This is a genomic window from Rhodococcus sp. Leaf278, assembly GCF_001426085.1.
GTDB lineage: Bacteria > Actinomycetota > Actinomycetes > Mycobacteriales > Mycobacteriaceae > Rhodococcoides.
Genome location: NZ_LMRR01000007.1, coordinates 1 through 23,737 on the forward strand (window position 1 = coordinate 1; position 23,737 = coordinate 23,737).

The 23,737-nt window shown below is 64.6% G+C and carries 23 protein-coding genes; 10 read left to right on the top strand and 13 right to left on the bottom strand.

The features are described 5' to 3' along the window. Nucleotides 1-367: 367 nt before the first annotated feature. From ASG84_RS08410 to thiO, 3 genes are read right to left on the bottom strand one after another with little or no spacing between them, the layout of a single operon-like run. Nucleotides 368-1,120 carry a thiazole synthase gene (locus ASG84_RS08410; protein WP_057476567.1) on the bottom strand — a complete coding sequence of 251 codons (753 nt, stop codon included), beginning with the start codon at nt 1,118-1,120 and terminating at the stop codon, nt 368-370. Next, the gene (gene thiS, locus ASG84_RS08415; protein ID WP_057476568.1) at nt 1,113-1,328 is read right to left on the bottom strand and encodes a sulfur carrier protein ThiS; all 216 of its coding nucleotides are present in this window, start codon (nt 1,326-1,328) and stop codon (nt 1,113-1,115) included. Before thiS ends, ASG84_RS08410 begins: the two co-directional genes overlap by 8 nt. Further along, nucleotides 1,325-2,377 carry a glycine oxidase ThiO gene (gene thiO, locus ASG84_RS08420; protein WP_235581598.1) on the bottom strand — a complete coding sequence of 351 codons (1,053 nt, stop codon included), beginning with the start codon at nt 2,375-2,377 and terminating at the stop codon, nt 1,325-1,327. The genes thiS and thiO overlap by 4 nt, the downstream gene beginning before the upstream one ends. A gap of 158 nt (nt 2,378-2,535) precedes the next feature. Between thiO and thiE the strand changes: the two genes are divergently transcribed. Beyond that, nucleotides 2,536-3,228, top strand: coding sequence for a thiamine phosphate synthase (thiE, locus tag ASG84_RS08425; RefSeq protein WP_057476569.1), 693 nt, complete (start codon nt 2,536-2,538; stop codon nt 3,226-3,228). 19 nt (nt 3,229-3,247) lie between these two features. Further along, nucleotides 3,248-4,057, top strand: a complete 810-nt coding sequence (locus tag ASG84_RS08430; protein WP_156399431.1) for a lipase family alpha/beta hydrolase — start codon at nt 3,248-3,250, stop codon at nt 4,055-4,057. Here ASG84_RS08430 and ASG84_RS08435 read toward each other — a convergent pair. The 3 genes from ASG84_RS08435 to ASG84_RS08445 are packed head-to-tail and all read right to left on the bottom strand — an operon-like array spanning nt 4,047 to nt 6,885. Further along, nucleotides 4,047-4,859, bottom strand: coding sequence for an ABC transporter permease (locus ASG84_RS08435; protein ID WP_057476570.1), 813 nt, complete (start codon nt 4,857-4,859; stop codon nt 4,047-4,049). The two genes, ASG84_RS08430 and ASG84_RS08435, sit on opposite strands and share 11 nt — an antisense overlap. Further along, on the bottom strand, nt 4,856-5,797 hold the full coding sequence (locus tag ASG84_RS08440) for an ABC transporter ATP-binding protein (RefSeq protein ID WP_057476571.1): 942 nt from the start codon (nt 5,795-5,797) through the stop codon (nt 4,856-4,858). The genes ASG84_RS08435 and ASG84_RS08440 overlap by 4 nt, the downstream gene beginning before the upstream one ends. Next, nucleotides 5,794-6,885: a LolA family protein gene (locus ASG84_RS08445; protein WP_057476572.1), complete on the bottom strand. Its 1,092-nt coding sequence runs from the start codon at nt 6,883-6,885 to the stop codon at nt 5,794-5,796. Before ASG84_RS08445 ends, ASG84_RS08440 begins: the two co-directional genes overlap by 4 nt. A 338-nt stretch (nt 6,886-7,223) precedes the next feature. Between ASG84_RS08445 and ASG84_RS08450 the strand changes: the two genes are divergently transcribed. Both ASG84_RS08450 and ASG84_RS08455 read left to right on the top strand, forming a co-directional pair. Continuing rightward, nucleotides 7,224-8,372, top strand: coding sequence for a DNA cytosine methyltransferase (locus ASG84_RS08450; RefSeq protein WP_057476573.1), 1,149 nt, complete (start codon nt 7,224-7,226; stop codon nt 8,370-8,372). Beyond that, a complete protein-coding gene (locus ASG84_RS08455; protein ID WP_057476574.1) occupies nt 8,369-9,223 on the top strand; it encodes a hypothetical protein in 855 nt (284 codons plus the stop codon). The genes ASG84_RS08450 and ASG84_RS08455 overlap by 4 nt, the downstream gene beginning before the upstream one ends. A gap of 149 nt (nt 9,224-9,372) precedes the next feature. Here ASG84_RS08455 and ASG84_RS08460 read toward each other — a convergent pair whose 3' ends face one another. Together ASG84_RS08460 and ASG84_RS08465 are read right to left on the bottom strand one after the other, a co-directional pair. Next, entirely contained in the window at nt 9,373-11,007 is a 1,635-nt protein-coding gene (locus ASG84_RS08460) for a hypothetical protein (RefSeq protein WP_156399432.1), read from the bottom strand. Between the two features lie 252 nt (nt 11,008-11,259). Beyond that, nucleotides 11,260-12,096 (bottom strand): NUDIX hydrolase, encoded by an 837-nt coding sequence (locus tag ASG84_RS08465; RefSeq protein WP_057476756.1) that lies wholly within the window; start codon nt 12,094-12,096, stop codon nt 11,260-11,262. Between the two features lie 86 nt (nt 12,097-12,182). Between ASG84_RS08465 and ASG84_RS08470 the strand changes: the two genes are divergently transcribed. Genes ASG84_RS08470 through ASG84_RS08480 form a run of 3 tightly spaced genes read left to right on the top strand, consistent with a single transcriptional unit; the run spans nt 12,183 to nt 16,890 of the window. Further along, nucleotides 12,183-13,487 carry a hypothetical protein gene (locus ASG84_RS08470; protein ID WP_235581593.1) on the top strand — a complete coding sequence of 435 codons (1,305 nt, stop codon included), beginning with the start codon at nt 12,183-12,185 and terminating at the stop codon, nt 13,485-13,487. Next, nucleotides 13,484-14,455, top strand: coding sequence for a glutamate ABC transporter substrate-binding protein (locus ASG84_RS08475; protein WP_057476577.1), 972 nt, complete (start codon nt 13,484-13,486; stop codon nt 14,453-14,455). The genes ASG84_RS08470 and ASG84_RS08475 overlap by 4 nt, the downstream gene beginning before the upstream one ends. An 11-nt stretch (nt 14,456-14,466) precedes the next feature. After that, the gene (locus ASG84_RS08480; RefSeq protein WP_082520878.1) at nt 14,467-16,890 is read left to right on the top strand and encodes a serine/threonine-protein kinase; all 2,424 of its coding nucleotides are present in this window, start codon (nt 14,467-14,469) and stop codon (nt 16,888-16,890) included. A gap of 10 nt (nt 16,891-16,900) precedes the next feature. Here the strand turns inward: ASG84_RS08480 and ASG84_RS08485 are convergent, their stop codons facing one another. Next, the gene (locus tag ASG84_RS08485) at nt 16,901-18,085 is read right to left on the bottom strand and encodes an acetate kinase (protein ID WP_057476578.1); all 1,185 of its coding nucleotides are present in this window, start codon (nt 18,083-18,085) and stop codon (nt 16,901-16,903) included. Further along, nucleotides 18,082-20,208 carry a phosphate acetyltransferase gene (gene pta / locus ASG84_RS08490; RefSeq protein WP_057476579.1) on the bottom strand — a complete coding sequence of 709 codons (2,127 nt, stop codon included), beginning with the start codon at nt 20,206-20,208 and terminating at the stop codon, nt 18,082-18,084. The genes ASG84_RS08485 and pta overlap by 4 nt, the downstream gene beginning before the upstream one ends. 94 nt (nt 20,209-20,302) lie before the next feature. On the opposite strand from pta, the gene ASG84_RS08495 reads away from it, so the two are divergent. Beyond that, entirely contained in the window at nt 20,303-20,815 is a 513-nt protein-coding gene (locus tag ASG84_RS08495) for a nitroreductase/quinone reductase family protein (RefSeq protein WP_057476580.1), read from the top strand. A gap of 11 nt (nt 20,816-20,826) precedes the next feature. On the opposite strand, the gene fgd is transcribed toward ASG84_RS08495, so the two are convergent. The 3 genes from fgd to ASG84_RS08510 form a co-directional block, all read right to left on the bottom strand. Beyond that, nucleotides 20,827-21,840: a glucose-6-phosphate dehydrogenase (coenzyme-F420) gene (fgd, locus tag ASG84_RS08500; protein WP_057476581.1), complete on the bottom strand. Its 1,014-nt coding sequence runs from the start codon at nt 21,838-21,840 to the stop codon at nt 20,827-20,829. Nucleotides 21,841-21,903: 63 nt separating this feature from the next. Then, entirely contained in the window at nt 21,904-22,236 is a 333-nt protein-coding gene (locus tag ASG84_RS08505; RefSeq protein ID WP_082520879.1) for a YidH family protein, read from the bottom strand. After that, complete coding sequence (locus tag ASG84_RS08510; RefSeq protein WP_057476583.1) at nt 22,233-22,487, bottom strand: hypothetical protein; 255 nt, start codon at nt 22,485-22,487, stop codon at nt 22,233-22,235. Before ASG84_RS08510 ends, ASG84_RS08505 begins: the two co-directional genes overlap by 4 nt. A 100-nt stretch (nt 22,488-22,587) precedes the next feature. Between ASG84_RS08510 and ASG84_RS08515 the strand changes: the two genes are divergently transcribed. Then, complete coding sequence (locus tag ASG84_RS08515; RefSeq protein ID WP_057476584.1) at nt 22,588-23,055, top strand: nuclear transport factor 2 family protein; 468 nt, start codon at nt 22,588-22,590, stop codon at nt 23,053-23,055. After that, nucleotides 23,055-23,621, top strand: coding sequence for a TetR/AcrR family transcriptional regulator (locus ASG84_RS08520; RefSeq protein WP_057476585.1), 567 nt, complete (start codon nt 23,055-23,057; stop codon nt 23,619-23,621). The genes ASG84_RS08515 and ASG84_RS08520 overlap by 1 nt, the downstream gene beginning before the upstream one ends. Nucleotides 23,622-23,737 lie beyond the last annotated feature (116 nt).

Sequence of the window (23,737 nt, forward strand, 5' to 3'; positions counted from 1 at the left end):
CCCACCCCGAACGATTCCGGGCCCAACCCACCGCACCATCGTTACCAACACCGACCGGAATCAACATCCACCTGTCTCAGACAGGTTGACAACTACCGATTCGCCCTCGTATTCGCCACTATTCTGCGCGCGTTTGGCAAACGCGCGCGCGTTTGCCGGGTAAGCGCCTGATAAGCAGGGTGCCGCTGCGCCGCCGAGACAGCCGGTTGCATCGACCGCACTCAGCCGCAAACGCGCGCGCGTTTGCGAGGACCGGGACCGGGACTGAGACCAGGCCGGGATCAGGACTGGGACCGGGCTAGGCCGGGATCAGGACCGGGACCGGGATCGGGATCAGGACCGGGACCGAGCTAGGCCGACGCACCGCTCACATGGGCGAGCTGGCCTGCGCCCAGAATCGTTTCGGGATACGGCCCGCGTGTCGGGCCTGATATCCCGCCGCTACCGCGTGTCGCATCGCCGACGCCATCAGCGCGGGATCCTTGGCCCGGGTCACCGCGGTCGCGAGCAGCACTGCGTCGCAGCCGAGTTCCATCGCAAGGGTGGCGTCGCTGGCCGTACCGATGCCCGCGTCGAGGATCACCGGCACCGAGGCGGCGTCGACGATCATCTCGATGTTGTGCGGGTTGGCGATTCCGAGGCCGGTGCCGATGGGTGAGCCGAGCGGCATGACGGCCACGCAGCCGATGTCCTCGAGGCGCTTGGCCAGTACCGGGTCGTCGGTGGTGTACGGCAGCACCTGGAAGCCGTCGTCGACGAGTTGTTCTGCGGCTTTGACCAGTTCGATGGCGTCGGGCAGCAGCGTGCGCTCGTCGGCGATCACTTCGAGTTTGACCCAGTCGGTCTCGAGCGCTTCGCGGCCCAGCTGCGCGGTGAGTACTGCCTCGGCCGATCCTCGGCATCCTGCGGTGTTCGGCAGTGGCGCGATGTTCAACCGGCGCAGCAGATCCAGGACTCCCGTCCCACCGGCGGCGTCGACGCGGCGCATCGCAACGGTGGTCAGTTCGGTTCCGGATGCGACGAGGGCTTCCTCGAGTACCGCGAGATTGGCCGCTCCCCCGGTGCCGGTGATGAGCCGGGAGGTGAACGTGCGACCGGCGATGGTGAGTGCGCTAGCCACCCTGAACCGCCGTGAGAACGTCGATGGTCCAACCCTTTTCGACGTCGGTGGTGTCCCATCGACTCTTGGGCAGCACGGCGCCGTCGACGGCAACGGCGATGCCCTTCTCCGGCATGCCCAGGAATTCGAGCAGCCGACGCACGGTCATGTCCTCGGTGAGCAGATGGTCCTCGCCGTTGACGGTGATACCGATAGCAACCTGGGTCATGGTGTCCTTTCGATCTGTGAGAAGCGTTCAGGGGAAGCAGCTTTCGCCTCGGGTAACTGCTCACCCATGATCAGCGCGGCAACGGCGTCGGCGGTGATGGGAGCCAGTAGGATGCCGTTGCGGCCGTGGCCGGTAGCGACGATCACCTGGGGAGACAGCCTGCCGATGATCGGTAGTCCGTCCGGGCTCATGGGCCGCAGTCCGGCGGCGGTTTCGTACAGTTCGTATTCGCCGATACTCGGCATGAGCCGTTCGGCGTCGGCGATCAGGTCACGCACCCCCGCTACGGTCACCTGCGTGTCCCCACCGGATTCGTATTGTGTTGCGCCGACGACCAATCCGTCGCCGCGCGGCACCAGGTAGATCGCCCTGCCGTGCACGGTTCCGCGAACGGTGCGAGATGGCGGTGGCGCAGCGCTCGGTCGACGACGCAGCCGCAGGATTTCGCCCTTGACCGGACGGACGGGCAACGTGGGCCACAGCGCCGCCGACTGCGCACCGGCGGCCAGGACCACCTGATCGGCGTCGGGCAAAGTCTGAACGGAGGTCTCGGAGAATTCCACTCCCGCATCGAGACACGCCTGCTCGAGCGCAACGATCAGCGCCCGGTTGTCGACAGAAAGCTCGGTCGGAGCCAACAATCCGAGCCGAATGTTCTGCGCCAGTGCAGGTTCGAGCTCCCGCAGCTCTGCGCGTCCGAGAATCTGCAGTTCGTGACCCTGCTCGCCCACCCACTCGGCAACGGTCCGCAGATCGGCGGCATCCGCGGAATCGAGGGCAACCGTCACCGATCCGGTCGCGGAGAACACCGAGGGGCCGGGCAGGCGCTCGGCAAAGTCCGGCCACCGCTCCAGCGAGGCGGCACCGAGGTGCAGGAGTTCGTGTTCGCCCGGCCACCCCTCGGACAACGGGGCCAGCATGCCGCCCGCCACCCAGGACGCGCCCTTGCCCAGAGCTGGATCGTGCACGGCCACTCGGTGACCGTCCCGGCTCAGGCGGAGCGCCGTCGACAGCCCGATGACGCCTCCGCCGATAACGACGATGTACACGCGATTCACGTCCTCACTCCCTGCGCCCGCATGATCGGGTTCAGGTATTGACGGTAAGGGCGGCGAACCCACTCTCAGCCCCACGATCCTCGGGACTCCCGCGATATCTCGGCCACTCCGTCGTCGGTGGCGGCCACCATGAGAATACAGTTCGTTTCGTGCATCCATCTCAGACCGCCCGCAATCAGACTCCCCGTGAGCGTCTTGCGTCCGCTCGCCTGTACTTGTGTACCGATGCCAGGCGCGACAAGGGCGATCTCGCGCAGTTCGCCGAGGCCGCATTGTCCGGTGGCGTCGACATCATTCAGCTGCGCGACAAGAACTCCGCCGGAGAGCGCGAGTTCGGTCCGCTCGAAGCCAAGGACGAGCTCGCTGCGCTGGCAATTCTGCTCGCCGCGACCAAGCGGCACGGTGCGCTGCTGGCGGTCAACGATCGCGCGGATCTGGCGCTGGCCTCCGGCGCGGACGTGCTGCATCTCGGTCAGGGCGATCTGCCCGTGCACTATGCCCGCCAGATCCTGGGTCCGGATGTGGTGATCGGCCGCTCGACGCAGAACCGGGCCCAGTCCTCGCTCGCCGCGATCGAGGACGGCGTCGACTATTTCGCCGTCGGGCCGGTGTGGCCGACGCCCACCAAGCCCAACCGATCCGCCGCCGGCCTCGAGACTCTGCGGGCCACCGCGGACGCGCTGCCCGAGCGGCCGTGGTTCGCGATCGGCGGAGTCGACGCCACCAACGTGGATCAGGTCAGAGCAGCCGGTGCCGACCGCATCGTGGTGGTTCGCGCCATCACCGAAGCTCGGGACCCACAGGCAGCCGCTCGCGAGCTGGTCCAGGCTCTGCAGGTCTAGCCGGGGCACACTGGACGGGGTGTTCTCCTCCCTGGCCCCGGCCCGCCGTCGTTTCGTGTTCGTTGTGCTCGCCCTTGTCCTGGTGGGGGTCGTCGCGGCCGTGGCGGCATTCGTCGCTTCGCGCGTCACGAGCGATCCCGTGGCGAGCGTCGACCAATCCGTGCCGGGCCCGGTGCTGCTGGTCCCCGGTTTCGGCGGTTCCACCGATGCGCTCGACGTGCTCGCGGCCGGGCTGCGCGAAGACGGACGCGACGCCACCGTGGTGGCCCTGCCCGATGGTGGCGTCGGCGATCTGACCGTGCAGGCGCAGACGCTGCGCGACGCGGCCGACGAGGCTCTGAACCGGACCGGGGCAACCTCGGTCGACGTCGTCGGGTATTCCGCCGGCGGTGTGGTGGCCCGGATCTGGGCAGCCGACCTGGGCGGTGCCGAGCAGGCCCGGCGCATCGTGACGCTCGGCTCCCCGCATCACGGCACCCAGGTGGCCGGGCTGGCGGCCCAGGTTCTGCCCGACCGATGCCCGACGGCCTGTCAGCAGCTCGCCCCGGACAGCTCCGTGCTCGCCGCCCTGAACTCCGGCGACGAGACCCCGGAGGGGCCGCAGTGGGTGTCGATCTGGACCCAGCTGGATCAGGTGGTGACCCCGCCCAATTCGGCCGAACTCGACGGGGCCATCGCCATTCCAGTGCAGAGCGTGTGTGCCGATTCCACCGTCGATCACGGAAACCTGCCCCGCGATCCTCTCGTCGCTGCAATGGTGTCCGCCCAGCTCGGCAGCAGCTCCACCACCCAGCTCGGCGCGGCCGATTGCAGCCGACTCAGCTCGTGATGTCCTTGGTCGTGAAATTGGCCCATGCCGCGCCCAGAAGGACGACGACGTAGACGCCCTGCAGGCCGACGCCGCGGACCAGGTCCCGCGTCGGCACCGGATCGCGGAACAGGTCGACGAAAGCCAGCCAGTACCGCGTCGGCAAGTACGTCGCGATGGCGTCGGCCGCATCCAGGGTCAGCAGCAACGAGCTGGCGATGAGGAAGGCCAACGCGCCCAGCGTCGCGGCGAGCGGGGAGTCGGTCAGGGTCGAGAGGAACAACCCCATGGCAGCGACTCCGAGCATCGACAGCGTCACGTAGAGCACAGCGATGACGGTGCGTACGGCGACCTGTTGATCGGTCAGCACCGTGCCCGAGACGCTGGCGACGCCGGCCAACGACGTGGTGTCGAACAGAGTCGTCCCGACGAAGTATGCGACGGCGGCCACGATGACCACCGCCAGTAGCACGAAGGCGGCCACCGAGATGAGCTTCGCCACCAGTAGCTTCGTCCGTCCCACCGGACGGGCCAGCAGGTAGCGCAGGGTGCCGGCCTGTGCCTCCCCGGCGACGGAATCGCCGGCAATGACCGACACCGCGACGGGCAGGAACAGCGGAAGCACTATCGCGAGCGCGGCGAGCGGGAAAAGCTGGCCGTTGGTGGTCACTGCGGAGAGAAAGGCGGGACCCTCTCCCGGGCGCGGGCCCACATCGGTCAAGGCCAGTAGGCCCGCGACGATGGTGGGCAGCAGGTTGAGCAGCAGGATGACGACCCAGGTGCGGGGTCGGCGAAGCATCGCGCGCAGCTCGACGCCGATCATGCGGTCACCTTCTTCCGGGCGGGACCGTCGACCCGGTCGGCACTGGCGCCGGTGACGGCCAGCACGGACTGCTCCAGACTCATCTGCTGCGTCGTCAGCTCGCTCACCCGCACCCCACCGTCGACGAGCAGTCGATTGAGCAGGGCCGAGTCGGGGTGTTCGATCACGAGTTGCTGCCCGTCACGCTCGAGCACGGTGGCGTTCTCGACTTCAGCGAGCACGGTGACGGCCTCGGCCGGGTCCAGGGTGGACACGAGTACTCGACCGGTGGGCTGCTGGAACGCGGAGAGCTGATCCTGCAGAACGAGGCGACCCCGATCGAGCACGCCCACTCGGTCGCACAGTTGTTCCACCTCGGCCAGCAGGTGGCTGGACAGGAACACCGTGGTGCCCCGGGCGTGCAGGCCCAGCAGCAACTCTCGAATCTCCAGGATTCCCTGCGGGTCGAGACCGTTGGTCGGCTCGTCGAGTATCAGCAGCTCGGGGGTGCGCATGAGCGCCGCAGCCAAGCCGAGACGCTGCCGCATGCCGAGCGAGTACTGCTTGACCGGTCTGCGTCCCACCCCCGCGAGGCCGACCTGCTCGAGGGCCTCGCCGACCCGGGCAGTCCGGGTGCGCCGGGCACCACCCGGCCCGGCCGCGTCGAGCAGCGTGAGGTTCCGGCGTCCGGAGAGATTGGGGTAAGCGGCGGGGTTCTCGATCAGCGCGCCCACCCGCGGCAGCACGCTCGTGCGTCGCCGCGGCATCTCCTCGCCCAACACCTGCATCTGCCCGGAGGTGGCCAGGACCAGGCCGAGCAACATCCGCACGGTCGTCGTCTTGCCGGAGCCGTTCGCACCGACGAAGCCGTAGATGTCGCCGGCACGCACGTCGAGGTCGACGCCGTCCACTGCCCGCACCGATCCGTAACTCTTGGTCAGGCCGGTCGTGCGAATCATGTGGCTGCTCCTTCGAGCTGCTGGGCGGCGGTGGCCAAGGTTTCCGGGGTGACGGTGCCGGAGAGCAGGTAGCGCCGCCGGTCGGCGGTGGGCTCGGTGATGAGGACGTTGAGCGGCCCGATCGACAGCGCGACGCTGCTGCCGGTCACGACTGCGCCCGGGGCTTCCCGTAACTGGTCGACGAGTCCGCGTGCCGCGCGGCGCGGCAGCGGAGCGGCGATCAACTCGGTCACTCCGCGGCCGTAGATTCCCACCGCACCCTGGCCGTCGCGGTCACCCAGGTCGAGTCCGGCCAGAGCCTGAGGAAGACGGGCGGAGTCGATCCCGTCGGCGAACGAGGCGATATCGAGTCCATCCTGTTGCTGCACATCGGTTCCCGGCGGTGGGACGAAACGAACGGTGTCGGCGTCGGGGGTCGCCGAGGAGAAGTCGAGGAACGCGGTGCTGACGATCGGGCGAGTGGCCCCGTCGCCCAGCACGTCGACCTGCAGCGGCAACCCGCTGTCGGGGTCGACCCACACATCGACTTCGGTGACGGTGCTCTGCGGCTCGCTGGGAATCACCCGAAGGCCAGGGGCGTCCCGGCCGGCGATCCGGCGATCCGGCAGCCGGGTGACATCGTCTGCGCTCGCTTCGCTGAGCAACCGCTGCCCCAGCTCCGGGGGGAGCAGGTCGGCTTCGCGAGGCAGGCGCAGGCTCGGCTCGGGGACCGGTGTCACCACTGCCGTGTTCTGTTCGTAGTCCCATCTCCACAGTCGAGCCGGGCTCCGGTAGAGGCCACGTTCACCGGCGAGACGCACGGTGTCGACACGCCAGCTGTCCGGGCCGCGATACCAAGCGCGCAGGGTCGTGGTGTCGCCCAGCAGATCCGGAAGGCCCCCGAGTCCGTCGGTCACCGGCAGCGTCACACCCCCTACCGCCTGGGCGTAGCCCGAATACGGGGTCGCAGTGGAGGACTGGACTCGGGAGAGCAGTTCGGCCGCGGCGATGTTCGACGCGTCGACGGGCCAGCGTTCGATCACCGAGGGGGTGGCCAGGAGCAGAGCGATGCCGAGCACCACTGCCGGCCACCGCCACTTGTCACGCACCTACTCGACCGTACGGACGTACCCGGTGTGCTGCATGTAGTTAGGTCAGCGAGGGCCGGACTCCGGGGGAGCCGCTGCCCACTCGTACTGCCAGCGGGGCCATAGGCCCAATTCTCATCGCGGCTGGACGTGGCGGGCACGATCTGATCCGGCACCGAGGCAGGCAGCTTTCGTCGCACGGTTGAAAAAACATGCCTCCGGCCGGAGGCGATAACACGCGCAATTTAGCGGGCACTAGGGCGTCGACGCCGCATCTTGCGGCCCCGCGTTTGCGTGGCATCGAGAAAACGTCAGACACCTGACGTACGGTCTTGAGCAGAACAAATAGTGGAGGTTAAGTGGACGCGGTAGGACTGTTCGCCGGCATCGGCGGATTGGAGATCGGCCTCAACCAAGCCGGATTCAACACCACACTGATGTGTGAAATCGATCCTGCCGCACGTAAGGTGCTTGACACCCAGTTCGACAACGTCGACACCGTAGATGACGTGCGTAGGCTGCGTTCGTTGCCTAAAGGCACCGAGCTTGTCGCGGCAGGCTTCCCCTGTCAGGACCTTTCGCAAGCGGGTAGGACCGCCGGGATCACCGGCTCGCGATCAGGCCTCGTTGGCGAGGTGTTCCGCCTCATCAAGCGCAAGCAGGGCCCAAGGTGGTTACTACTTGAGAATGTGCCGTTCATGCTTCAACTTGATCGCGGCGCTGCCATGCACCACCTCACACAGTCATTGACTGGCCTCGGGTATCGCTGGGCCTACCGAGTCGTTGACGCCCGGGCGTTTGGTCTCCCACAGCGTCGGCACCGTGTGGTGATGCTCGCTTCGCGCGACGAAGACCCGCGTTCAGTGCTATTCAGTGGCAACGCTGAACCACCGACCGAGTTGCGTACTGGTAACGATCCGTGTGGCTTCTATTGGACCGAGGGCAGAACTGGCCTCGGTTGGGCCGTCAACGGTGTACCGACGATCAAGTCGGGCTCCACGCTCGGCATCGCCAGCCCTCCCGCTATCTGGCTACCCGGTCGTGGCATTGTCACCCTTGGCATCAGGGGCGCAGAGAAACTGCAGGGCTTCCCGGCCGGGTGGACTCTCCCAGCGGTCGATGCTGGTGCTCGTGCGGGCAGTCGTTGGCGGCTCGTCGGAAACGCAGTCAGTACGCGAATGTCGAAGTGGGTAGGCCAACAACTTGTCGAGACCCATCACCCTTACGACAACCAATCCGACCTTCAGGTAGTCGGACGGTGGCCCATTGCGGCTTGGGGCGATAAGACTGGCTCTTACGTGGCTGGCGGGGTCTCTTCGCTCTGGCCGGAAGCGGTGCCGATGCAGCCGATAGAGGAGTTTCTTGAGGATTCCGCATCTTTGTCCGTACGCGCGACCGCGGGGTTCCTAAAGCGGGCGCGTGCTGGATCGTTGCGATTCGCTCCAGACTTTCTGAGCGAGGTCGAGGATCACCTCGACTCAATGACAACCACAGGTTTGACAGCGTGACTTACGGCCCGGCAATCATCGCACGCACGTTATCCAAGCCCAATAATGTCGTGAGCAAAAACGGTTCGCAGTGGCAGTATCATCCGCGCAGCGACCATCATTCTAAAATCGCCTGCTGGGCAGTGCTCTTCGATCTTCTATCCGCGTCGTCACTAATGCAGCGGCATGCGGCAACAGGCAAGGTCGCGTTCGGAATTAATAGAGAACTCAATGATTGGACGACCAACAGAACCAAAAATCTGGATCTGGTTGTCGCGAGGACGGGCGACGATGTTGGGATCACAACCACGGATCTTGTAGACCTCGCAGACAAGTATGGAATTGGCCTGACCGCACAAGAGCAATCTGCTCTAACAGCCTTGCCCACCAGTCCACGCGGTGACGCTGGGGCAATTGTCCTCGTCGCCCTAGAAGCCAAGGCCTGCATGACTGAGCACAGTAAGGCTCGGTCTCGCCTTTATGACGAACTGACCTCCAGCTATCAGACGGTCCACGGCGACAGCAACAACGCATTGGCAGTAGGCCTCGTGATGGTCAATCGCTCGGACTCCTTTGTCAGCCCGTTGAGGCAACACCCTGGCATGCCGACCACCGTTAATGCACACCAACAACCGAAGGCTGCGATAAGGACCATTGAGAAGATGGAGGAGATACACCGAAGGTCGGGCCCCCACAGTGGGCAACTGGGGTTTGATGCGCTCGGGATCCTTGTGGTGGACTCGAAGAATGACGGCAGTCCGGTGGAACTGGTGACTGAGACCCCGGCACCGCCGCCGAACAGCCCCTTCCACTACGACAATATGATTCGTCGAGCAGCTCAGTTATACGACACGAGCTTTAATAATGTCTGATTGCTCGAACTGTAAGTGTGGCGTTCAGGGAAATGTTTCTGGATCCATCCTTTGTGCCTGGTCTTCGAGAAAATAAGGAATCTACGAGTTTTCAACCCAGAACGACAATTTAGACGCACTTCCGACGAAGAGAAATTGGCGGCAAGGTACTACTCGACAGACTCGACTACTGCACTCCCGTCATTCTGAGTCACTTCACTTCCGGCCGACTCCGACGCAATTGCCGACTCGGTTATCGATGCGACTCCCGGAACGTAAACCAACTTTCGTGCGCGCCGTCCTTCACGCTTTACCCAGCCCATAAAGTCAACCTGCCAGGCTCTTTGTGCGGCAAGCAAGGAAACGTCGAGGACATACACGTTGTAGCGGTCAGACTGCTGGTTCGGCACCGTTTCATTTTGGGCGACTGTATGAACAAAGCGCATATTTTGAAGCCGATTTGTTTTGTCAATAAGTTCACGATTGCTTGCATTGATGAGAAAACATGACGACTTGGTGTTCCGACAGTGATCAGTCAGCCTCACCACCAGGCCTTCTAGTTCGTCGGACGCCCCACCGCTGTCTTCTCTCATGTCGGTGTACTTTGTCTCAACTGTTCGACCAGATGCGGAGTTTACGTCTTCTGCGATGATGCGTTCGCTGCCCGATTTTCCAGATGGTCCGCGGTTCTTAGCACTCGCAATACTTTCACTGACTAGACCAATATAGTCGCGAGGAACTCCGCCGGCGGCTAGCACTAGGCGGTCGAGCGCACCGTCGGAAAATAGCGAACTGGGATCGACGTCACATTCTACGCAAAGTCGATTCAGGATCGTTTCCAAGAATTTTTTCGAGCGCTTGAATTCCTGCAGGCCGCGGTCCAGCGATAGGTCGCGCAGGTCGTGCGGAGCCTGCAATCCAATAGGAGGATTGCCACCCGCATAAAGCCGAGTCCACAAGGCTATAGATCCAAACTTGAGCCAGACCCCGGTGTCCTTGACTGCGCGGTGAAAGTAGCCAGCTATTCCAGGCTGATCATCTTGCTTCAAATGGTAAAAATCATCGAGAATTATAAACGTGTTGGGAGACGCCCTACCTATCGCAAGCATAAGCGTGCGGTAGGTCGAAAGAGCGCGTTCGAGGTGTTCACTCTTCTTTGCACTGTACCGCTGAGCCAGCGCCTTACCACTGGTCTCCTTGTTTGATCGACCTTTCGAGTAGTCGAAGGTCCCTGCAAGTGGGCCCGCTTTCGCTGAGGTTTTAATCGCACCATTGTGCGCCACGTTGGATTCTGTAAGGTAATTTTCCGTCCATTCGATTTCGCTCTCGCTCGGAGATTTTTGAAGCTCGCGCAGAGAGCGCACAGCATGATCTAACTCATCCGCCAAATTTTGTTGTGCCGTCAGTGGTACGGCTTTCCGAAAAATCTTCTTCTTTTCAAGAGGCGACTGCGCTCTCAACTGGACAGATATCTGCGTGAACACTTCAGCAAGTGTGCCGACGAGAACGTCTGGGTAGGACAGACCCTTAAAGGTCTCTTGATCCGCCCATGCGACGAGTTGTCCGGATGCCTTCCTCGTGGATTCGATTTGACGAAGAAGGCTGGACTTTCCGGTACCGCGCCGCCCGTATAACACGTGATGAAAGTTGGACGACAGTCGCTTGACAACCTCGTCTTCTGGGGTAACGAATCTAGTTTCGGGCGATCCGGGCCGGGCCCGAGTCACTTCCTCGAGAAGAACCTGGAGGTTGCCGACCTGGTCTTCGTAGTAGTAAGTGTCAGAAGAAGGGGCCGGCGGGGTCATCATGCGGACTATACGCGTCTGGACTTACCACCAAGTCCTATTTTGAAGAGCGAAGTGCAGTCACCAGCACGGAAGAGGAGCCCGCGGCGTCGTTGGAAGGCTCTGCCCGTTTGGGCGGAGCTTACGACAGTGTTGTGCCACCGGGTTCACAGAATGGATCCACGGAGGCACCCAGGCTTTTTAAGTGCTGATGAACTATCCAGGCGTCGCCGGTCTCGCCTGTACCGGAGAGCAATACGTACTGATAGTCCCCTAGAGCCAACCCAGCACGGTCGACGGCGTCAGCACCTGCACCGAATCGGGGAGCCGGTTGCGCAGTCCGCGGTCGGCGGTGACCAATGCCGTCAGATCTCCGTCGAGTCGGGCCTGATCGGCCAAGGTGTCGTCGCCGCTGCCGTCGGCGAGAATCGTCGGGGTGCGTGGGTCGTCCACCACTGCGCTGCGGGCCTCGCCTTCGAGGACGGCTTCGATTCTCGTGAGCCACCCGTATTGGCCGCCGGGCAGTTCGACGGTGCGCGGCAACGTCTCGGCGAGCGAGGTGAGCAGTGCGCCGGTCGATCCGGCGCGGTCCTTCCACCAGCCGTTCGGTCGTGAACCGAGCACGTTGGCGGTGTCCAGCAGTACCCGGAGCGGCACGGTGCGCAGCCCCGACCAGCTCGACGCGAACCCCGGATGCAACGGAAGGTCGGCGACGATCGATTCCGGTACCCAGCGCAGTTCGGTGCTCTCACCGTTGGGGACGGTGGTCAGTGGATGATCGGTGTCGGCGACGACGGTGGTGTACGACCAGCCGCTCGCGACACTCGCAGTGACCCGTTCGCTCCGAACGCACAGCTGTTCGGCAGCGATACCGGCTTCCTCGTGCGCCTCGCGTACGGCCGCGTGCTCGGTGCTCTCGTGCGAGTCACGCGCCCCGCCGGGCAGCGCCCACGTTCCGCCTTGGTGACTCCACAGGGCGCGGTGCTGCAGCAGCACGAGTGGTTCTCCGGTGTTCGACGGTGCGCGAAGCAACAGTCCGGCAGCCCCGTGCTTTCCCCAGTGCCGAGAACCGTCGTCACCGATCACCCAACCGTCCCCGTCACCTCGCATGCTCACCACCCTAGGGGAATCATCCGCCCGTAGTGACTGCGCTGTAGTGCCTGCAGTACCGCCCGCCTGCTTATATGCTCGGTGACGTGATCGCGGCCGGCATTACCCCCTCCGCTGCCGTGCCTCCGACAACGGCCACTCCCGTCGGTGCCGTTACCGGCAAGCCCCCGGTTCGCTACACGATGCGTTCGACGCCTGCGCGGTTGGTAGCGATGGGCACCGCGCTGGTGGTGTTGGCGTTGACGGTCGGAAATCTGGCGTCCACGGCCGTCACCGAGCGGGTGGATACCCTGGGCACACTGCTGGTGCGGACCGAGCCGTTCGCGAACTCGGCGCAGAATTTGTACGGGGCCCTCTCGGTGGCCGATTCTGCTGCCGCAACCGCGTTCATTGCCGGCGGTCTCGAGCCGGCAGAAGTACGCGATCGGTACTCGCAGGCACTCGGCGAGGCGTCGTCGGAGCTGATCGCCGCCTCGGCCGGAGTGACCGAGAACGACGAGGCCACCAGCGCGGTGCTGACACAGATCGCCGCCGGACTGCCGGTCTACAGCGGCCTGGTCGAGACCGCCAGGGCCAACAACCGAACCGGAAACCCGGTGGGGGCGGCCTATCTCGGTGAGGCCTCGACCATGATGCAGACAACTCTGTTGCCACTGGCCGAGAAGCTGTACACCGAGCAGGCATCACGAGTGTCCGCCGATCAGGAACGGTTCACCAGCCCGCCGTTCTTCGCAATCGGGTCGGTGGTGTTCCTGCTGCTGATGACCGGCCTGGCTCAGTGGTACCTCTCGCGCACCACGCGTCGAACGTTGAACGTCGGATTCCTCGGTGCCACAGCCGCTGTCGTCGGTCTGCTCGGCTGGATGCTGGTGGTGGGACTGATCTCCTCGATCGCCACCGACCGTGCGCTCGATCGCGGTGTCGCTCCGCTGAAGTCGTACACGACGGGTTTCATCCTGGCGCAGCAGGCCAGGGCCGACGAGACCCTCGATCTCGCCCGCCGCGGCGGCAGTCAGGACTATGGACAATCGTTCGACGCCAACGTCTCTCGCATGTCCGAGATGTTCCAGGGTGACACGGCGGTGATCGACGCGCTGAACACGTGGTCCGGCTCGCATGCCCGAATCGATTCCGCCCTCGAAGTCGGCGACTTCAACGGAGCGGTCGCCATCGCCACCGGAACAGCAGAATCAGATTCCGCCGCCGCCTTCAACGCTTTGGACACTGTTCTGGTCGACGGAATAGAGAATGCACGAGCCGAACTGCGCTCCAACATCGATCGCTCCGTCGGAGTGTTGTCCGGCCTGTCCAACGGTGCGTACGTGCTCACCGTCGTCGCCTCGGTGGCGTTCGGTGTCGGCCTGTTCCCGAGGCTGCGTGAGTACCTGTGAAGCGCCTGCTCGCCATCGGCATCCTGGCAACTGCCCTGCTGGTCGGCTGCACTCCGCCGGAAAACCCAGTGCCGCAAGTGGATACGACGTTCACCGAACCGCCGCTACCGGACGGCGCATCCGTAGCCGCTCGCCCCACCGAGACCTCGGCCGACGACGAGTGCGCCCGCCCCACCGCCAGCCTGCGCCCACTGCCGAGTGGCACAGACGCACCGCCGGTACCACAACCGACCATCGACGCACTGCGCGCGAAAGGCCGCTTGGTCGTCGGACTCGACACGGGCAGCAACCTTTTCAGCTTCCGCGATCCGATGACCGGTCAGCTGGTCGGGTTCGACGTCGATATCGCGCGGGAGATCTCGCGCGACCTCTTCGGTGACCCGAATCGGTTGGACTTTCGGATCCTGTCCTCGGCGCAGCGACTGGAAGCCCTGCAGAACTCCTCGGTGGACATCGTGGTCAAGACCATGACCATCACGTGCGCTCGTCGTAAGGACGTGCAGTTCTCCACGGTGTATTTCCAGGCGCAGCACCGGATTCTGGTGGTGCAGGGTTCTGGTATTCGCGACATCGGCGACCTGGCGGGCAAACGAGTCTGCGCCGTCGAGGGCACCACCTCACTACGACGACTGCAGCGAGTGCAACCCGCAGCGACCGTGGTCACCGTGCCGATGTGGTCGGATTGCCTTGTGGTGCTGCAACAACGACAGGTCGACGCCATCAGCACCGACGACGCCATTCTGGCCGGTCTGGCTGCGCAGGACCCGTACCTCGAGATCGTCGGCGACAGCCTGAGCCCGGAGCCGTACGGGGTCGGGATCAATCGAGAGAGCGAGGATCTGGTGCGCTTCGTCAACGGTACGTTGGCCCGCATCAGGTCCGACGGAACCTGGAATCGCCTCTACAACCGATGGCTGACGGTCCTCGGCCCCTCCCCCGGCCCGCCGACCGCGTCGTACAGCGACTAGGGGCTCACATCATGGACGACGACGAACAGCAGCCCACGGCCCCGGCGGAACGAACACAGGCGGTCGCGCGCGCCGACGACAGCGAGCGCACCCGAGCAGTATCGAGAACACCGGTCGGAGGGAACACCGACGGACCCTCCGGGACGGACGGCGTCGAGCGCACTCAGGCCGTCTCGCGGTCGCCGGTCGGCGACCGGAACCCGACATCTACTGCTCATTCTGCTTCCACCCGTTCGAAGACGGGCCGCGCGAGATCCGGCCGATCGCGCAGCACCGGCCTTCGACGTCGACTCGGCGGCGGGCTGGTCGATGTCCCCAGGGTGGAGCCGGTCGATCCCGAAACTGCGGTGATGTCGGATCCGACGGTGCCGCAACACAAGCGGTTCTGCTGGAAGTGCAACGCCAAGGTCGGCCGCACCGAGCCCGGTGAGCCCGACATCGCCAAGGGTGTATGCCCGCACTGTGGCACCACGTTCGACTTCACGCCCCTGCTCGAGCCGGGCGATCGAGTGGTCGGCCAGTACGACGTCCAGGGTTGTATCGCGCACGGCGGCCTGGGCTGGATCTACCTCGCCATCGACCGCAACGTCAGCGACCGCTGGGTGGTGCTCAAGGGACTACTGCACTTCGGCGACGAGGAAGCCCACGCGGTCGCGGTCGCAGAACGTCAATTCCTGGCCGAGGTAGCGCATCCCGGCGTCGTCAAGATCTACAACTTCGTCGAGCAACCCCGCAGCGACGGGTCGACCGTCGGCTTCATCGTCATGGAGTACGTCGGTGGACGGTCTCTGCGAGACATCCTCGGTACGTGCGACGGCGGCAGGATGCCCGTCGAGCAGGCACTCGCCTACGTCCTGGAAGTGCTTCCTGCGCTGGGCTACCTGCATTCGATCGGCCTGGTCTACAACGACCTCAAGCCCGAGAACATCATGGTCTCCGACGACCAGATCAAACTCATCGACCTCGGCGCGGTAGCGGGTATCGAGGACTACGGCTACCTGTACGGCACGGTGGGCTACCAGGCCCCGGAGATCGTGAAGACGGGGCCGACGGTGGCGTCGGACATCTTCACTGTGGGTCGCACGCTCGCGGTACTGACGCTGGACATGCCCTCGAAGAACGGCAAGTACCTCGACGGCCTGCCGTCGGTCGAGGATTCCGAAGTGCTGCAGCAATTTCCGTCGCTATACCGACTCCTGCTGCGAGCGACTCACGAGAACCCCGCTCGACGGTTTCGGTCCGCGGACGAATTCGCCGGGCAGGCGACCGGAGTGCTGCGCGAGATCCTGGCCATCCGAACCGGCGTCGAGCGTCCCGGCCTGTCGACCGTGTTCAGCCCGCCCCGTACCACTTTCGGAACCGAGCAGTCGGTGGGCCGTACCGACACCTACGTGGACGGCACGGTCCGCAACGAACGAATGACGGCTACCGAAGTTGTTGCGGCGCTACCTGTTCCACTGGTGGACCCCAACGATCCGAGCGCGCCCCTGCTCGCGGCGGCGGTGCACGTGGAACCGCGTCAGACCCTGGACTCGTTGCAGCACGCCAAACGCAACGGCATCGAACGCATCTCCGCGGGCGCGGACAAGAACTCGGATTCCACGCCCTCCTCGTCCCCTGTCGAGCTGGGGGTGGAGATCACCCTTGCCGAGGTCAAAGCCAATCTGGATCTGGGGAACGTCGTCGAGGCCACCGAGATTCTGACCAAGGTGCAGTCCGAGGACCACACCGCCGATCCGTGGCGGGTGCAGTGGTATGCGGGCCTGATCGCCCTGCTGCATCACGAATACGATTCTGCGTTCACCAGTTTCGACAACGTGCTCGGGGCGATGCCCGGAGAGCTGGCACCCAAGCTCGCTCTCGGTGCGACCTCCGAATTGCTCGGCCATGTCGCCGCGGGCCGAGCCGACGAAGCCGAGAAATGGCGTGCCCGAGCCGAGGACCTCTATCGAGCTGTCTGGCGCACCAACCGAGGCATCGTGAGCTCGGCGTTCGGGTTGGCCCGGCAGCTGCAGCGCCGCGGCGATCAGACCGGAGCCATCGCCGCTCTGGATCAAGTGCCGATCAGCTCACGGCACTACTCGATGGCGCGCATGACCAGCGTGCTGACGCTGCTGATGGATCGCTCGCGAGCCGAACTGTCCGAGGCGGACTTCCGTTCCGCCGCCCGCCGAGTTGCGTTGCTCCCCAAGGCAGAGAGCCGGGCACTGCAGATGCGGACGCTGGTACTCGCGATGGCCCTGGACTGGATCGTCTCCGGCCACGCCGCCACGGCCGAACGCGAACCGATTCTCAGCGTCCCGTTCACCGAGGACGGATTGCGGCGTGGCACCGAGAAGGGGCTGCGGGCATTGGCCCGCAACGCCACCGATCGCGCGCACCGCTTCTCACTGGTGGACCTGGCGAACGCGATCCGGCCCCGATCCCTGTTCTAGGTTCCCTGTTCTAGCCGCGTACCAGATCGGCCGTCGCCCGAGCGATCGCCAGCTCCTCGTTGGTCGGCACCACCAAGACGGTCACGGTCGACGAGTCGGTCGAGATGACCCGAGCCTGCTTGCTGCGCAGCGCATTACGCTCCGGGTCGATTTCGATACCGAATCCCTGGAGGTTCTTCAGAGCGTCGGCACGCACGGCGGCCGCATTCTCGCCGACACCGGCGGTGAACGTGACGACATCGAGCCGGCCGAGTCCGAGCATGTACGCGCCGATGTATTTGCGCAGTCGGTGGATGTAGACGTCGTAGGCCAGCCGCGCGGAGGCGTCACCGTCGTCGATCCGTTGCTGCAGTTGCCGGAAATCGTTGACCCCGGACAACCCGATCAGTCCGGAACGACGGTTCAGCAGGGCATCGATGTCGTCGACGCTCATGCCGGCGCTGCGGCGCAGATGCATGATGACGCCGGGGTCGATGTCGCCGCTGCGGGTTCCCATGACCAGACCCTCGAGCGGAGTCAGGCCCATCGAGGTGTCGACTGCTTTGCCCCCGGCAACCGCGGAGGCCGAGGCTCCGTTGCCCAGGTGCAGCACGATCTGATTCAGGTCTGCGAGCTCGCGGCCGAGGAACTGCGCCGCCTGATCCGAGACGTAGTGGTGCGAGGTGCCGTGGAAGCCGTAGCGCCTGATGTCGTGCTCGGCGGCGACGGTCGCATCGATGGCATAGGTCGCGGCTGCGTCGGGCAGCGAATGAAAGAAGGCCGTGTCGAAGACTGCCACGTGCGGCACGTTCGGCAGCTGCTTCCTGGCGACTTCGATGCCGAGAACGTTCGGCGGGTTGTGCAGCGGTGCAAGGCTACTCAGGTCCGAGATCTGCTGCACTACGGCGTCGTCGATGATCGTCGGACGGTAGAACACCGTACCGCCATGGACGACGCGGTGCCCGACGGCAGTGACGTCGGAGCCCAGTTGGATGCCGGCGTCGGCGAGCATCTCGAACGCCGATGCCAAACCGGCACCGTGATCCTCGATGTGCTGGGTACGCTCGATGCTCTCACCACGATGGTCGAGTTCGACGCGGCCGTCGGATTCACCGATACGCTCGACGAGACCGCTGGCCAGCGACTCACCGGAGCCAGGGTCGACCAACTGGAACTTGACCGACGACGACCCGGAGTTGACGACGAGGATGCTCACGATTCACTGTTCTCCTTGGCCGAGTCGGCAATTCCTTGCGCCTGAATAGCCGTGATGGCAACGGTATTGACGATGTCCTCGACGAGTGCGCCGCGCGAGAGGTCGTTGACGGGTTTGCGCAGGCCCTGCAGAACCGGCCCGACGGCCACGGCACCGGCGCTGCGCTGAACAGCCTTGTAGGTGTTGTTGCCGGTGTTGAGGTCCGGGAAGATGAACACCGTCGCACGGCCGGCCACCTCGGAGTCGGGCAGCTTCGACGCGGCGACGGACGGCTCGATCGCCGCGTCGTACTGGATCGGACCTTCCACGAGTAGCTCCGGATTTCGTTCGCGCACAATGGCAGTGGCCTGTCGAACCTTGTCCACATCGGCTCCGGAACCGGATTCTCCGGTGGAGTAGGACAGCATGGCCACCCGCGGCTCGATGCCGAACTGGGCCGCAGTCTGCGCCGAGGACACGGCGATGTCGGCGAGCTGCTCGGCCGTCGGGTCCGGTACGACGGCGCAGTCTCCGTAGGCGAGTACGCGATCCGAGAGGCACATCAGGAAGATCGACGACACCGTCGACACTCCTTCGGTGGTCTTGATGATCTCGAACGACGGCTTGATGGTGTGCGCGGTGGTGTGCGCCGCACCCGAGACCATGCCGTCTGCGATTCCCTTGTGCACCATCATCGTTCCGAAGTACGAGATGTCGGCCATGATCTCGCGGGCACGCTCGATCGTCATGCCCTTGTGCTTGCGCAGTTCGGTGTATTCGGCCGCGAAGTCCTCGGTGTACTCGCAGTTGTTGGGATCGAGGACGGTGGCTTTGTCGAGGTCGACGCCCAGTTCCGACGCCCGTCGGCGAATGGGACCCTCCTCACCGAGGATCGTGAGGTCCGCAACCTGACGCTGCAGCAGTCGTCCGGCAGCCCGAAGGATGCGGTCGTCGCCGCCCTCGGGGAGGACGATGTGCTTGCGGTCGGCGCGGGCTCGGTGGATCAGCTGGTACTCGAACATCTGCGGCGTCGTGATGGTGGGGATGGCGATGTCCAGTCGTCCCAACAGTGTTTTCGCGTCCACTCGCTGTTCCATCAACCCCAGTGCGGTGTCGACCTTGCGCTGCGATCCCACCGCGACGCGGCCCCGGGTCTGCGCCGCGGCGGAGGCGGTGTCGAACGTGCCGAGATCGGTGGTGAGGATCGGCAGCCGGGGGCCGAGTCCGGCCACCAGACGTGCAATGGCCGGATGGGGCTCGATGCCGCCGTTCATGATGATGCCGGCCAGCGACGGAAAGCCGTCGGCCTCATGGGCATTGACCAGGGCGAGCAGCACGTCCGATCGGTCCGCGGGCGCGATGACGACGACGCCCTCGGTGAGGCGCTCGAGGATATGTTCGGCAGTCATGCCACCGACCATGACCCGCAACGCTTCTCGCTGCAGCAGCGACGAATCACCACTGTAGAGAGTGCCGTCGACGGCGTCGAGCAGCTCCGCCATGGTCGGGGCGACGAGGAGGGGGATCTCCGGCAGGCTCCACGCCGGCACCCCGACCGACGCCAAGGCATCGGTGACCGCATCGAGATCGTCGGGGGCACAGCGGTTTGCCACGATCGCGGCCAGGTGGGCGTGATGTTGGCGTAGTTCGGCCTGGCACAGAGCAGCCAACTGCGCGATCTCGTCGGGTGTGCGGTCCGACCCACGCAGTGCGAGCAGCACCGGCGCACCGAGATTGACGGCGATCCGCGCGTTGAAGCCGAGCTCACTGGGGCTGCCGACATCGGTGTAGTCGCTGCCCACGATCACCACAGCGTCGCACTGGGCAGCAACCTCGTGATAGCGATTGACGATCTCGCTGAGCGCTGCGTCCTGATCTGTGTGCACCTGCTCGTAGGTCACGCCGAGCGACTGCTCGTAGGTGAGGTCTGCGGTGGTGTGCTCGACGAGAAGTTCCAGAATGTAATCGGGTTCGTCCGTGGAGCGAGCGATGGGCCTGAACACCCCCACTCGGGCGGCCGTCGCGGCGAGCATCTGCAGCACACCCAACGCAATGGTGGATTTACCGGAGTCGCCTTCCGGTGACGCGATGTAGATGCTGGAGGGATACATGTCCGACGCGTCGGTCCCGCTGGGCTCAGCCATGGTCAACAGCTTAGTGGTGGTCGTTCCGCAGGCTCCACTCCTGCTTAGTGGTTGGGGTGTTGACACCGGGCGCAGTCGGGTTGTCCTATGAACCATGGCCGATTCACCGTTCCCGGACGTGCGCTGGGGCAGCGAGACCTCCTTCATCCGCAAGCCCGCCGTCAAGTTCGCGTCGACCAAGCCCGGTTCCTGGGTGATCAGGAATCTCGCGGGCGTCGACCGCTGGCTGTTGACCAAATCCGACGGCCGGTTCACTGTCCTCGGCCCTATCGCGGCACCGGTGGTGTTGCTGACCACCACCGGCCGGAAATCCGGCAAGCCGAGGACGAGCCCGCTGCTGTACTACCGCGAGGGCGACAAGATCTTTGTCGTCGGATCCAATTTCGGTCAGCAACATCACCCGGCGTGGACGTCCAACCTCCTTGCCGATCCGAAGGCCGTTGTGGCCATCGGCGGCAAGAAGATTCCGGTGACGGCCACCCGAATCACCGGCGACGAGAAAGCCCGCATCTACCGACAGTTCGACGCGATGGTCGAGGTGTACGGGGAATACGAGACAAGGACCGACCGAGACATGCGATTGTTCGCACTCTCGGCCGATCTCTAGTCTCCTGAGCCTCAGCCGAGCTTGCGCAGGCGCGGTGCCAGATCCTTCTCGAACAGTTCGAGGAACCGCTTCTGATCGTGTCCGGGCGCGTGGAACACCAAGTGGTTCAGGCCCGCATCGGTGTACTGCTTGACCTTCTCCACGGCCTCATCCGGGTCCGAGGCCACGATCCAGCGCTTGGCGACCTGCTCGATCGGCAGCTCGTCGGCGGCCTTCTCCATCTCGATCGGGTCGTCGATCGAATGCTTCTGCTCGGGCGTCAGCGACAGCGGGGCCCAGAACCGGCAATTCTCCAGTGCGAGTTCGGGATCGGTGTCGTAGCTGATCTTGATCTCGATCATCTTGTCGATCTTGCTCGCATCGCGCTCGGCCTTGCCCGCGCCCTCTTCCACGGCCGGGAGCAGCTTGTCGGTGTAAAGCTCCATGCCCTTGCCCGAGGTGCAGATGAACCCGTCGCCCGCGCGTCCTGCATACCGCGCGACGACGGGTCCGCCGGCCGCGATGTAGACGGGAATGCCGCCCTCGGGGACGTCGTAGATCGACGCGCCCTTGGTCGTGTAGTAGTCGCCCTCGAAATCGACGCGGTCGCCGAGCCAGAGCTCGCGCATCAACCGCACGGACTCACGGAGGCGCGCGAATCGTTCCTTGAACTCCGGCCATTCGCCGGTGAACCCGGTGGCAATTTCATTGAGCGCCTCACCGGTACCGACACCCAGCATGATGCGTCCGGGATACAGGCAGCCCATCGTCGCGAATGCCTGGGCGATGACCGACGGGTTGTAACGGAACGTCGGCGTGAGCACCGAGGTCCCGAGTTGAATCGTCTTGGTTCGCTCACCGACGGCAGTCATCCACGCGAGCGAGAACGGCGCATGCCCGCCCTCGTGCCGCCACGGCTGGAAATGGTCACTGACCGTCGCGGAGTCCATTCCGTGCTGCTCGGCGAGCACACCGAGCTCGACCAACTCACGCGGCCCGAACTGCTCCGCCGATGCCTTGTACCCGAGCTTGAGACCCTGCGCCACGCCGAACTCCTGTCGTTGGTCGTCTAGTACATCGATTGTGCACCTGCGGTGATCGACCGAGTCCTACTGGATCCCCAGAACGGTGACCACTGCAGCCAATACGGCCACCGCGCCGATACCGATCGCGAAGATCCACAGGTCTCGAGACTCCGGCATCGGTGCACCGTTCTCCAGAGCATCACGAACACGCATCCACCGCCGCAGGCCGATGATCGGTGCCGCGGCGGCGAGTGCAATCAGAATCAGACCGAGTGCCGTCCGAACCCATCCGGTACTGAAATCGGGGACGAGGTGGACGATCGCAATTCCGCCTGCGAGCAGACCGAGCGAGGTCCGTAGCCAGGCGAGAAAAGTGCGTTCACTGGCGAGCGTGAATCGCTCGTCGGGGCGCGTCACGCCTGAGCGCGTGATGTCGGGGCGGTCATGCGCTCGCGAATCAGACGGGCAACCAATTCAGGATCGTCAGGGGTGAACACCGGCGAGATGCGGCGGATAGTCAGCACCACTGCAGTGTCCTTCTTGGGACGCATCACGTCCAGCGGAAGCCACTGATCGATCGTCGACGCACCCCACAGTCGCCACGTCCGCTCCCGGAACTCGAGTTCGAGCAGACCCTGTCGGCCGGATCGCACGCTGCGCGAGGCCATCAGCAGTCAGGAGAAGCCATTGGCTCCGCCTGTACCTTTTGGTACAGTGTGTATCGATCAGTACAACTTGCACGCCCGACTGCTTCGATAGGAGCCCCACATGTCGCGTCCTCCGCTTCCGCCGTTCACCGAGGCCACGGCCATCCAGAAAGTCCGCGCCGCCGAAGACGCATGGAACACCCGCGACCCCGCGCGCATCTCTCTCGCGTACAGCGAAGACAGCTGGTGGCGTAACCGCTCGACCTTCGTTCGAGGCCGCGCCGAGATCGTGGAGTTCCTCACCGACAAGTGGGACCGCGAGCTCGACTACCGGCTCATCAAAGAGCTGTGGGCATACACAGGCGACGTGATCGCCGTCCGCTTCGCCTACGAGTATCGTGACGTGACCGGCCAATGGTTCCGCGCCTACGGCAACGAGAACTGGCACTTCGACAAGGACGGACTGATGACGCACCGCCACGCGAGCATCAACGACGTCGCCATCACGGAGTCCGACCGTAAGTTCTTCTGGGATGCATCCGGCCCCCGTCCCGCCGACCACGCCGGCCTGAGTGACCTCGGACTGTAATGGCCCGAACTGTCCTCGAACGCTCGGATGCGGTCCGAGCCCTCGCCGACGTGTTCCGCAAGCGCGGGTTCGAGAGCGGCTCTCTTTCCGTCATCCAGCAGGAGACCGGGCTCGGCCGCGGCAGCCTCTACCACTTCTTTCCCGCAGGAAAGACGGACATGGCCCGTGCGGTCCTCGAGCAGGTGGGCACGTGGTTCGAGGAACAGATCTTCGTTCCCCTACGCACCACCGAGAACACCACGAGTGCGATCGAAGCGATGTCACGGGAGGTCACCGACTACTTCATGTCCCGCGACAGCGTGTGCCTGTTCGCGGCGATCACGCTGGGTCAGGAAAAGGCAACATTCGCCGAAGCGGTCCGGAACTACTTCACGGACTGGGTCGACGCTCTCGCCGTGGCACTGCAACGAGGCGGGCTCTCGACCCAGGAGGCGGCAGCCCGTGCCTTGGACGCGGTCGCAACGATTCAGGGCGGACTGATCCTGGCCCGTGCCTACGGCGACCACGCGACCTTCCCGCGGATCATCGACCGCACCGAACAGCGCCTGCTCGCCCCCGCTCCCTGAGCGGGCTCTCGCGGTTGACCGGTTGGCCGCCCCTCGCACACTCCACGCGACCGAGCCCCGGCCTCGCCTTGTTCGTGGGCACACCGATGACGGCAAAGCGACGAAGAGATACCGCC